This window comes from Sphingomonas sp. ACRSK (assembly GCF_022346685.1).
GTDB classification, from domain to species: Bacteria; Pseudomonadota; Alphaproteobacteria; order Sphingomonadales; family Sphingomonadaceae; genus Sphingomonas; species Sphingomonas molluscorum.
Map to the genome: position 1 here is coordinate 17,468 of NZ_JAKRNR010000016.1, position 10,594 is coordinate 28,061.

The 10,594-nt window shown below is 65.9% G+C and carries 9 protein-coding genes; 7 read left to right on the forward strand and 2 right to left on the reverse strand.

Annotation, left to right across the window (positions count from 1 at the left end; genetic code table 11):
• Nucleotides 1-53: 53 nt before the first annotated feature.
• The 6 genes from MHZ35_RS10170 (at nucleotide 54) to MHZ35_RS10195 (ending at nucleotide 7,184) form a co-directional block, all read left to right on the forward strand.
• Complete coding sequence (locus MHZ35_RS10170; RefSeq protein WP_239435495.1) at nucleotides 54-2,477, forward strand: sensor histidine kinase; 2,424 nt, start codon at nucleotides 54-56, stop codon at nucleotides 2,475-2,477.
• A 66-nt stretch (nucleotides 2,478-2,543) separates the two neighbouring features.
• Nucleotides 2,544-2,936, forward strand: coding sequence for a response regulator (locus tag MHZ35_RS10175; RefSeq protein WP_129340476.1), 393 nt, complete (start codon nucleotides 2,544-2,546; stop codon nucleotides 2,934-2,936).
• A gap of 350 nt (nucleotides 2,937-3,286) precedes the next feature.
• On the forward strand, nucleotides 3,287-3,493 hold the full coding sequence (rpsU, locus tag MHZ35_RS10180) for a 30S ribosomal protein S21 (protein WP_125961043.1): 207 nt from the start codon (nucleotides 3,287-3,289) through the stop codon (nucleotides 3,491-3,493).
• A gap of 120 nt (nucleotides 3,494-3,613) precedes the next feature.
• Nucleotides 3,614-4,180, forward strand: coding sequence for an FKBP-type peptidyl-prolyl cis-trans isomerase (locus MHZ35_RS10185; RefSeq protein WP_125961042.1), 567 nt, complete (start codon nucleotides 3,614-3,616; stop codon nucleotides 4,178-4,180).
• A 319-nt stretch (nucleotides 4,181-4,499) separates the two neighbouring features.
• Complete coding sequence (locus MHZ35_RS10190) at nucleotides 4,500-5,909, forward strand: exopolysaccharide biosynthesis polyprenyl glycosylphosphotransferase (protein ID WP_239435496.1); 1,410 nt, start codon at nucleotides 4,500-4,502, stop codon at nucleotides 5,907-5,909.
• Nucleotides 5,910-6,263: 354 nt separating this feature from the next.
• Nucleotides 6,264-7,184: a M48 family metalloprotease gene (locus tag MHZ35_RS10195; RefSeq protein ID WP_239435497.1), complete on the forward strand. Its 921-nt coding sequence runs from the start codon at nucleotides 6,264-6,266 to the stop codon at nucleotides 7,182-7,184.
• Nucleotides 7,185-7,187: 3 nt separating this feature from the next.
• Here MHZ35_RS10195 and wecC read toward each other — a convergent pair whose 3' ends face one another.
• Nucleotides 7,188-8,486, reverse strand: a complete 1,299-nt coding sequence (wecC, locus tag MHZ35_RS10200) for a UDP-N-acetyl-D-mannosamine dehydrogenase (RefSeq protein WP_342453517.1) — start codon at nucleotides 8,484-8,486, stop codon at nucleotides 7,188-7,190.
• Nucleotides 8,470-9,609, reverse strand: coding sequence for a non-hydrolyzing UDP-N-acetylglucosamine 2-epimerase (gene wecB / locus MHZ35_RS10205; protein WP_239435498.1), 1,140 nt, complete (start codon nucleotides 9,607-9,609; stop codon nucleotides 8,470-8,472). The genes wecC and wecB overlap by 17 nt, the downstream gene beginning before the upstream one ends.
• A gap of 114 nt (nucleotides 9,610-9,723) precedes the next feature.
• Between wecB and galU the strand changes: the two genes are divergently transcribed.
• Nucleotides 9,724-10,593, forward strand: coding sequence for a UTP--glucose-1-phosphate uridylyltransferase GalU (gene galU / locus MHZ35_RS10210; protein ID WP_125961022.1), 870 nt, complete (start codon nucleotides 9,724-9,726; stop codon nucleotides 10,591-10,593).
• Nucleotide 10,594: the final 1 nt, after the last annotated feature.

A 10,594-nucleotide genomic window follows, 5' to 3' on the forward strand; every position in this document is an offset into this window, starting at 1 on the left:
AGCCTGTGGCGGGTACCGAAACTGGTCCTGGTTTGCTCGGCGCTAAGCTTCTATTGATCAGCTTTCTCGTTGCCGCGTTCGCGGCAGGTTCGGCTGACGCTGCTGTTCGGCAGTTCGAGATATTGAACGCTGCGGCAAGTTCACGGATGGTATCAGACCCTGGCGCTGCGCTTAACATCGCGCGTGAAGCTGAACGGCGCGCGCGCACCATTCCTGGCGATCGCACGCGAGAGTTGGCGCGGTCCCTTTGGCTGCAGGCCGACGCGGCAATCCGTCTGGGGCAGGTTGAAAAAGGGCGGGCGCTGGTCGAACTCGCAATGCAAGAAGCAAGCGGCATCCGGGATCCCAAGCTTCAAGGAGATTTGCTCCTCACACGTGGTGCGGCGAATGCCGCCGATGGAAGGGTCGCTGCGGCGCTTGCCGATTTCCAGCATGCGCATGGACGCTTCGTAGAGGCGAAGGACCAGCGAAGTCAGGCTTTGGCGCTTGCGCGCTTAGCCTCCTTGTACCGCGAAGGCGGTGATTTCCCGGGCGCCCTGCGCTATTACAATCAGGCCGAAGAAGCAGCGCGGGAAGATCGCATTCTGTTACTTGCGATCTACAATGGGCGTGGCAACGTACTGACTGAAATGAATCGCTTCACGGAAGCATCGACAGCGTTTGATAAGGCTTTGAAGTACGCGCCGATCGACAACGTCGCAGCCCGAGCACGCATTTTATCTAATCTCGGTCGCGCGCAGCTGAACTCCCGTCAGCTGCTTGCGGCTCGGCGCACGATCGATGAAGGCGTGCGCTTGGCAGAATTGGCTCAAAACCCCGAGCTTACTTCTCAGGTATATAGTGTCGCGGCGCGAGTGGCGTTGGAGCAGGGCCATCTGAGCAAGGCCCGCACACTGATCGAGCAGAGCTTTGGTGGCGTTGCTCTCGCTGAGACCACACTTGCGATGCGCGACAACCACTTGGTGGCGGCTCGGATCTACCAGCGCAGCGGGGAGCCCGAGAAAGCCGTCGAGCATCTGCTTGCGCTGCGCCGGCTGGACGAGCAGGCGCTGAGCGTCGCCACCTCCGCCAAGGCGGCGCTGATGGGCGCGCGCTTCGACTTCCAAAACCAGGAGTTGCGCATCGCGCGCCTCAAGGCCGAGGAACTGCGTCGGAACGTCGAATTCGAACGCTCGCGCACGCGTTTCCAGCAGATCCTGTTCGGTGGGATCGCTGCCGCCGTGGCGATCCTGGTGGGCCTGCTGACCTTCGGCCTGATCACGATACGCCGCAGCCGCAACGAGGTGCGCGCCGCCAACGTCGGCTTGGGCGTCGCCAATGCATCGCTGGAAAAGGCGCTCGCCGCAAAGACGGAGTTCCTGGCAACCACCAGCCACGAGATCCGCACGCCGCTCAACGGCATCCTCGGCATGACCCAAGTCATGCTCGCCGATCCGGCGCTGGAACCGGCCACGCGCGAGCGGGTGGACATCGTGCACGGGGCCGGCATGCGGATGCGCGGCATGGTCGACGACATCCTCGATGTGGCCAAGATGGAGAACGGCAACTTTACGATCGACACGACCACCGTCGATCTGCCCGCCACCCTGAAGGAGGCCACGCAGCTTTGGGAGGAGCAGGCGCAGGGGAGGGCGATCGCTTTCTCCCTGGAGTGCGCCGATGTGCCGCAATGGATCGAAAGCGATCCGACGCGGCTCCGCCAGATCGTCTTCAACCTGCTTTCCAACGCGCTGAAGTTTACCCATGCCGGCAGCATCGCGGTCCGGGCGACCGTGGTGGAGGACGATGGTGCCCGGCGCCTGCAGATCGCCGTCCGCGATACCGGAATCGGTATTCCCGCGGACAAGCACGCGCAGATTTTCGAATCCTTCCGGCAGGTGGATGCCGGCACGACCCGCCAGTACGGCGGCACCGGCCTGGGGCTCACCATCTGCCGCAACCTTGCGGTCGCGCTCGGCGGGACGATCCGGGTGGAAAGCGTGGAGGGCGTGGGCTCGACCTTCACCGTCGTCCTGCCTCTGGTGGAGGCGGCGGCACCGGCGATGGCCGATGGCAGTGCCGGGGCGGCGGCCGGCATGCTGGTGGTCGATCGCAACCCCATCGTACGCGGCATGATGCGCACGCTGTTCGCGCCGCATGTCCTTGAACTGCGCTTCGCCGCTAGCGTCGAAGAGGCGCTCGACGAACTCGCAAAGGGCGGCATCGCGCGAGTGCTGATCGACGAGGCCGCGTTGGAAGCCGACACGGACGACCCGAAGGCTCGAGTCGAGCCGATCGCAAGCGCTGCCCGCGCCGCCGGCGCGACGACCACGATCCTCTGGCCCAACCTGGACGAGCGCACGCGCGCGGCGTTGGAGGCAGCGGGGATGGACCAGGTAATCGGCAAGCCGATCTCGGGCGCGCGGCTCGTGCAGCTGCTCTTCGCGACGAAACGCAGGAATCCGGGCGATTCGCCCCTTGTTTCACGCGCGGCATAGCGCAATAGCCTTGGACACCATGCCCCCGCTGTTGACCCTCGCCACGCCCTTCAGGATCCGGGGGCGATGAACATTCTGTTTGTCGAAGACGATGCCATGAATCGCCGGGTCGTGCGCGACATGCTGGACGTCGCCGGGGCCACCATGGCGGAAGCCGATCGGGCCGAAGAAGGTCTGCGCCGGATCGATGAGGAAGACTTCGACGTGGTGCTGGTGGATCTGCGCATGCCCGGCATGGACGGGCTCGAGGCGATCGGCCGCATCCGGGCGCGCGAGGATGCCAAGCGGGACCTGCCGCTGATCGTCGTGACCGCCGACACCGCGCTCGATCTGCGCGAGCGCTGCATCGCCGCGGGGGCCGACGAGGTGCTGTTCAAGCCCGTCGCCATGGAGGCGCTGTTCGACGCGATTGGCCGCATTCTGGCGAGCAAGTCCGACGAGGACGCCATTCTCTTCTGACCTCGGGCCGCGGTGGCAGGGTTTCCGGCTGCGGAAGGCAAGGTGCCATACGACCCGTCGCCCTCAGTGCGCGGGCCTCCGCGGTCGAGCAGCCTGCCGACCCCTTGGCCACGGACTCCTATGGCTGCAGGGCGCACCAGCAGGTTGGCGATGGCGTGTTTTTCCAGCGATGGGATCATGATCCCGCACGGCAACGGGCTTCTTGCCACTCCGCTGTGCAGCGACGGTCGAAACAAGGGAAAAAGGTTGAACGCAGCGCCCCGCGCTGGTAGGGGCAGCGCATACCGCCGCGGCCTGCGCTCCGGCGACCTTTTGCTATTGCACGAAACGAATCGGAGTTAGACGGCCTCATGCAAATCATCGTCCGCGACAACAACGTCGACCAGGCTCTGCGCGCGCTCAAGAAGAAGCTGCAGCGCGAAGGCGTGTATCGCGAGATGAAGCTTCGTCGTCACTACGAGAAGCCGAGCGAGAAGCGCGCTCGCGAGCGTGCGGCTGCCGTGCGTCGCGCCCGCAAGCTCGAGCGCAAGCGCGCGGAGCGTGACAACGCCCGGTAAGATTTCGCATCCGGCGCCCGCACTCGGGTGCCGGATGTTGCTGCCTTTAAGGGTTTCCATCCTTCTTCATCGCCGTCGCGGCGCCGGTACGCGCCCCTGACATAAGCGGGATCGCTGTTCATGTCCGTCACTGCCGTCCCGCTCCAGCCCGTGAAGCGTCGCTACCTCGTCTGGCTCTGGATTGGCATTGCGCTGATCGTTGCGGCTGCGGCGGCGCTTGCGTGGGCTGGAACTCCGCACAGCAAGGTGACCGAGTCGGGTCTCCGCTACGAAATCATCGAACCGGGTACGGGCCCCGCGCCCACGGACGATGACGTCGCGCTGATCAACTATGTCGGCAAGCGCCCGGACGGTAGCGTGTTCGACCAGAACCAGCAGACTCCCATGCCGGTGCGCGGCGTGGTTCCGGGTTTCGCCGAAGCGCTGAAGATGATGCCGAAGGGGTCGAAGTACCGCTTCTGGATCCCGCCGCACCTTGGCTATGGCGCGCCGCGACCGGCGGGTGCCCCGCCGCTCACGGGGGAGCCGGCAGAACTGGCAAAGATCACGCTCCAGTTCGACGTCGAACTGCTCGACTTCATCCCGGAGGCGGTGCTGCGTCAGCAGATGATGCAGCAGATGATGCAGGGCGGCGGCGCCGGTGGTGCGATGCCGGGCGGCGGCGCACCGGAAGGTCCCGGTCGCTAAGCGCTCTGCGGAGCGCACGCCGCAGTCTGCCTGCACCCTCTCAAGCTTCCAAGGCCCGGCACGCCATACGGCATGTCGGGCCTTTTGCTGTTGGTGCGTTGCACTTCCTCGTTCTTGCGGAGCTTCACCATTCCGGGTGCGGCGCGACAGTGAAGTTCCGGCACTGGCAACTATGGGCGAAGTACCCGCCCGCCGGGGACTCGATCTGAGGCGTATGCTTCTTCCGAACTGGATTAATACCGTCGGCACTCTTCTTGAGTTAACCATGTAATGCTTCCTATAACCTGCCGGTAGCCGTATCCAGGCCGGGGGGTAGGGGATGAGCGGAGAGGCCGATCCATGGGTGCTGCCATCTGGCCCGGTCCCCACCGCGGGGCGGCAGGTCATGCGTTGGCAGCCCTCGCGCGGTGTCCTGCGAACTCGCCTGCTCTTGTTCCTGAGCTTGCTCGATCTCGTGGTGATTCTCGGCAGCTTCCTGTTCGTCGGAGCGCTCTACAGTTCCGGGGGCGCGCAGCAGGGGCTGGTGATCGGGCTTGCGATGCTCTCGATCTATTTCCTCTCCGCCTTCAGCAGCGGGGCCTTTGCCGTCTCCGTGATCGACCGCAGGAGCAGTGGTATAGCGTGCGCGCTCCGTTCCATGTTATTCGCTGCAGGGGCGGTCCTGTTCACCGCCTTCTACCTGCGGGCAAGTGCGGATTTGTCGCGAGTCATCGTTGCAGGCGGGACACTCGTCAGCCTTGCTGCCTTGACGGTCGCGCGGAGCTTGTTCCTCCGCAACGCGCGCCGCATCATTGGTGGCAACCCGTACAACGTGGTGCTTCTTTCGGACGGCGGGGCGTTTCGCAGGACCGGCGCGGGCGAATACTCTACCATCCTGGCGGCTTCTAGCTTCGAGCCAGGACGGCACGATCCGATGATGTACGATCGTCTTGCCGTGGCGCTGCAGAAGGCGGACCGAGTCATAGTCGCCTGTTCCGCCGAACGGCGGCACGCGTGGGTGCATGCGCTGCAAGGGGCAAATGTCCAGGGGGAGGTGCTGACGCCCGAACTGACGGCTTTGGCTCCGCTGGGGGTGGCGCACTTCGGTGAAGATCCGACCCTGATCGTCGCGAAGGGGCCGCTCGGGGTGGAGGAAAGGCTCGTCAAGCGCCTGTTCGACATCGCAGTCGCGTGCGGCGCGCTGCTGCTGCTGGCGCCGATATTCACGGCGATCGCGCTGGCGATCCGGATCGAGTCGCCGGGGCCGATCTTGTTCGTTCAACGCCGGATTGGCCGCGGGAACCGGATGTTCCATATGCTGAAGTTTCGCAGCATGCGCCCGGAGCAGTGCGACGAAACCGGGAGCGCCTCCACCACGCGGGATGATGACCGGATCACGCGCGTCGGACGATTGCTCCGCCGCACCAGCCTCGACGAGTTGCCGCAGCTGGTGAACGTTCTTGCGGGCAACATGTCGATCGTCGGCCCTCGGCCGCACGCGCTCGGGTCGCGTGCGGAGGATCAGCTGTTTTGGGAAATCGACGATCGCTACTGGCATCGGCACGCGGCGAAACCGGGGCTGACGGGCCTGGCGCAGGTGCGTGGCTATCGCGGCGCCACCAACCACCGGAGTGATCTGGTCAACCGGCTGCAGGCCGATCTCGAGTATCTACATGGTTGGACGATCTGGCGGGACATGCTGATCGTAGCGCAAACCGTCCGAGTGCTCGTACACCGCAACGCATACTAAGGGTGTGGACGGAATTCAGCCAATAACTGGCGGTGGCGAGATGCACCGTGTCGATAGAGGGTGCTGCAGTGAAATGGAACTGAGAAAGGTGGGCTCCAGAAGCAGTCAATCCAGAACCTTCAGCCGAATTGATAAGGCAGGAAGGGATGGCTGTTAGTCTATTGAAACGATACTCCGCCAAGACACTTGTGCGGCAAAAGTGTGCTCAGCCATAGCGACTCATATCCGAGGCAGTTTTCCGCGCGTCCGTAAGACGCATTAGAAGAGGGCATGCCTCGCATCTCTCCGGCCTTGCTTGTCCTTGTGCTCGCGTTTGCGACACCGGCCGCTGCAGTCCCCGTCTTTGCACCTGCCGTGTCCGCGAGCGACGACCTGCTGGCACTGCGCACGCTGGATCGGCGGATGGAGACGGTCGGCTATCGCCTGGCGGCGCGTGCGGCGCATTTATGCCCCGACAAGGCGCCGCTGCCCGGCTTCCTGCTGCACGACATCAGCCAGTACGGCGGATCGGATCGCGCGGAGGTGCGCACCACCTTCGGAATCGGCAATGCCCCATCGGTGCTGGCGCTGGCGCCAGACAGCCCCGCCGCGCGCGCGGGGCTTCGCGAGGACGACGGGATCGTGGCGATCGACGGTCGGCCGGTGCCCGACCTGCCGAGCGGTACGAGCGGGACCTTCACGCGCCTGCTGGCAGTGACCGACCAGATCGAGAAGGCAATGGCCGGCGGGGAGGTGACGCTGACGGTCGAGCGGAACGGCGCGCGGCAGGAGATCCGGTTCAGCCCGGAAGAGGGATGCCCATCGCGCTTCCAGACCCGACCATCGGAGACGCTCGATGCCCGCGCCAACGGCGACTATGTCGAAGCGACCACCGCGATGGTCGCCTATGCGGGCGACGATGCGGAACTCGCAGCCGTGCTCGGGCACGAGATGGCGCACAACATCCTGAAGCACCGCGCCCGCCTCAACGCCGCTGGCATCCAGCGTGGGCTGCTCCAGCAGTTCGGGCGCAACGCGCGGCTGACCCGCAACACGGAGGTCGAGGCGGACCGGTTCGGGGTGTACCTGATGGCGCACGCCGGCTTCGATCCGCAGGCGGCGGTCCGTTTCTGGGAACGCTATGGCCGGGAACATGGTGCCGGCATCTTCCGCGCGGCAACGCACCCGAGCGAACGTCGTCGCATCGAGATCATCAAGGCCGAGATCGCCCGCATGCAACGTCTGGAACAGGCCGGGCAGGAGCCGCTGCCCGATCTCGGCAGCCAGGCGGACTAACGCTCAGCCTGCAACGCGCAGGCGGGGAGTCGAGGCTTGAGCCTTGGGCTGGTCCGGCCAGATGCCGCGCGCGTCGTGCACGCGCTTGTCGGCGCGCTCGTCCAGCGGCACCGAGCGGAAGATGTCGTGGTCGACCAGCACCACGAATGCGGGGCAGGTCTCCAGCGCGGTGTCGAGATCGATCAACTGCGCACCGGTGCTCTCGAACGCCTGCGGTAGGCGTGCGGCATAGGGCTCCACGATCCGGACGCGATCGCCGAAGCGCTTCGCCAGGTGCAGCGCGACCTTAAGCGCAGGACTCTCGCGGAAGTCGTCGATGTTCGCCTTGAACGCGAGGCCCAGGCACGCGATCGGCGCTCCGGGTATCTCCTCTGCAAGGGCTTCCGCCCGGGCGATCGTGTGGGCGATCTTCGCGTCGTTCACTTCGCGCGCGGTGCGGATTAGCCTGCTATTCTCCGGATCGGCATGCACCAGGAACCAGGGGTCGACCGCAATGCAATGGCCGCCGACACCCGGCCCCGGCGACAGGATGTTGACGCGCGGGTGGCGGTTGGCGAGGCGGATCACTTCCCAAACGTCGATGCCCATCGTGTCCGCCACGACCGAGAGCTCGTTGGCAAAGGCGATGTTGACGTCGCGGAATGCGTTTTCGGTGAGCTTGGTCATTTCCGCCGCACGCGCCGTGGTGGTCACGCAGGCGCCCCGCACGAAGCGGCGGTAGAAGTACAGTGCCTTGCGGGCACAGCGCGGGGTGATGCCGCCGATCACCCGATCGTTGTCGATCAGTTCAACCAGGATCCGGCCGGGCAGCACGCGCTCCGGGCAATAGGCGATCGCGACGTCCGCGGTCCCGCTGCAATGGCCAGGGATCGCGAGGTCCGTACGCCTGTCGGCGAGCAGTGCCGCCACCTTCTCGGTGGTGCCGATCGGGGAGGTGGACTCCAGGATCACGGTGTCGCCCGCCTTGAGCACGGGCGCGATGGTGGCGGCGGCTTCCAGCACATAGCCGATGTCGGGCTCATGGTTCGGGCCGAAGGGGGTCGGCACCGCGATGACGAACACGTCGGCCGGCGCGATCTCAGTCGACGCCCGCAGCAGCCCGCGAGCGACCACGCCCGAGACCAGGCCGTCCAGGTCGATCTCCTCGATGTGGACCTTGCCCGAGTTCACTGTCTCCACCACCCGCGGATCGACGTCGATGCCGAGGACGGCGGCACCGGAGCGGGCGATCACGGCGGCGGTGGGCAGGCCGATATAGCCCAGCCCCACCATGCAAACCTTCAGTTCAGAGTCCGAAATCACGTGCCACGATCTCCGCGATCCTTGCCGATGCCCGGCCGTCGCCGAACGGATTATGCGCGCGGGCCATGGCCGCATAGGCTTCGTGGTCGTCGAGGAGCGTGCAGATTCCCGAAACGATACGATCTTCGTGCGGGCCCACGAGGCGCGCGGTGCCGGCCGTGACGCCCTCCGGCCGCTCGGTGGTTTCGCGCATCACCAGCACCGGCTTGCCGAGGGCAGGGGCTTCCTCCTGCACCCCGCCCGAATCGGTGAGGACGATGTGGGCGAGTTCGAGCGCGCAGATGAAGTTGGGGTAATCCAGCGGCGCCACGCGCGCGACGTTCGGGCGATCTCCGAGCACCGCGTCCATGGCTGCGACCACGTTTGGGTTCGGGTGGACCGGAAAGAGCACCGCCACGTCCGGGCGGTCGGCGATGCGGCCGACGGCGCGCGCGATCGCGGCCATGCCGTCGCCGAAGTTCTCCCGCCGGTGGGTCGTCACCAGCACGACGCGCTTGCCGGCAAAGCGTTCTGCAATGGGCGCGATCTCGGCAGCGAGCCCGGGATCGGCCGCGATACGATCGCGGGTCGCGTGCAGGGCGTCGATCACCGTGTTGCCGGTAACGTGGATCGATGCAGGGGAGACGTTCTCCGCCCGCAAGGCGGCGGCGGCGGTCTCGGTGGGCGCGAAGTGGAGGTCGGCGATCGGGGCGACGATGCGCCGGTTCACCTCCTCCGGCCAGGGCTGGTAGATGTCGCCGGAGCGAAGGCCCGCCTCGACATGGCCGACCGGGATCTTGCGGTAATAGGCGGCCAGCGCACCCACCATCGCCGTCGCCGTGTCGCCCTGGACGATCACCCGGTCGGGACGCTCGCGGTCCATCACCTCGCCCAGCGCCAGCAGCAGGCGGGCGGTCAGGCGATCCAGCGATTGGCCGGGCTCCATCAGGTCCAAGTCGATGTCCGGGGTCACGCCGGCGATCGAAAGCACCTGATCGAGAAGGCCGCGATGCTGGGCCGTCACGCAACTGCGCACCGAAAGTCCGGGGCGCTGTGCCAGCGCGTGCAGGACGGGGAACAGCTTGATCGCTTCGGGCCGTGTACCGAATACGACCAGAATGCGTCGGTTTTGGTGCGTTGCCATGGCAGCCTTCTATCGCGGAAGTTTAGGGAGTGCTAATCGCGCGAAGGTATCGGGCAGGGGGGCCTGACCGTCTATCGGCCGTCCGGCTGCGCTGACACATCACAGGGAGCAAGCATGTCCATCAAACCACTTCGCAAGGCGGTGTTTCCGGTCGGGGGTCTGGGGACCCGCTTTCTGCCGGCGACCAAGGCCATGCCGAAGGAAATGCTGCCGGTGGTGGACCGTCCGCTGATCCAATATGCCGTGGACGAGGCGATCGAGGCGGGCATCGAGCAGATGATCTTCGTCACCGGTCGCGGCAAGCATGCGATCGAAGACCATTTCGACATCGCCTACGAGCTTGAGTCGACCATGTCGGGCCGCGGCAAGTCGCTCCAGGTACTCGACGCCACGCGCCTGAAGCCGGGCCGCGTGGCCTATGTGCGTCAGCAGGAGCCGATGGGGCTGGGCCACGCCGTCTGGTGCGCACGCGACATCGTCGGCGACGAGCCGTTCGCGGTGCTGCTCGCGGACGACTTCATGGTCGGCCAGCCGGGCTGCCTCAAGCAGATGGTCGAGGCGTACAACAAGGTCGGCGGCAACCTGATCTGTGCGCAGGAAGTGGCGGACGACCAGACTGACAAATACGGCGTCATCACGCCGGGCACGCGCGACGGCACGCTGACCGAAGTGAAGGGCCTCGTCGAGAAGCCCAAAGCGGGCACGGCGCCGTCGAACCTGGCGGTGATCGGCCGCTACGTGCTCCAGCCCGAGGTCATGCGCATCCTGGAGACGCAGGAGGCCGGTGCCGGTGGCGAGATCCAGCTGACCGACGCAATGGCGCGGATGATCGGCAATCAGCCGTTCCACGGCGTGACCTTCCAGGGCGTCCGCTACGATTGCGGCGACAAGGCGGGCTTCCTCCAGGCCAATCTTGCAACCGCGCTGGCGCGCGAGGACGTCGGCCCCGCAGTCCGCGCCTTTGCCAAGGACCTGCTCGCCTGAC

Excerpts from the sequence above, each read along its gene's own strand:
- galU (WP_125961022.1), top strand. The coding sequence starts at position 9,724 with ATGTCCATCAAACCACTTCGCAAGGCGGTGTTTCCGGTCGGGGGTCTG.
- rpsU (WP_125961043.1), top strand. The coding sequence starts at position 3,287 with ATGCAAATCATCGTCCGCGACAACAACGTCGACCAGGCTCTGCGCGCG.
- MHZ35_RS10190 (WP_239435496.1), top strand. The coding sequence starts at position 4,500 with ATGAGCGGAGAGGCCGATCCATGGGTGCTGCCATCTGGCCCGGTCCCC.
- MHZ35_RS10175 (WP_129340476.1), top strand. The coding sequence starts at position 2,544 with ATGAACATTCTGTTTGTCGAAGACGATGCCATGAATCGCCGGGTCGTG.
- wecB (WP_239435498.1), bottom strand. The coding sequence starts at position 9,609 with ATGGCAACGCACCAAAACCGACGCATTCTGGTCGTATTCGGTACACGG.
- MHZ35_RS10185 (WP_125961042.1), top strand. The coding sequence starts at position 3,614 with ATGTCCGTCACTGCCGTCCCGCTCCAGCCCGTGAAGCGTCGCTACCTC.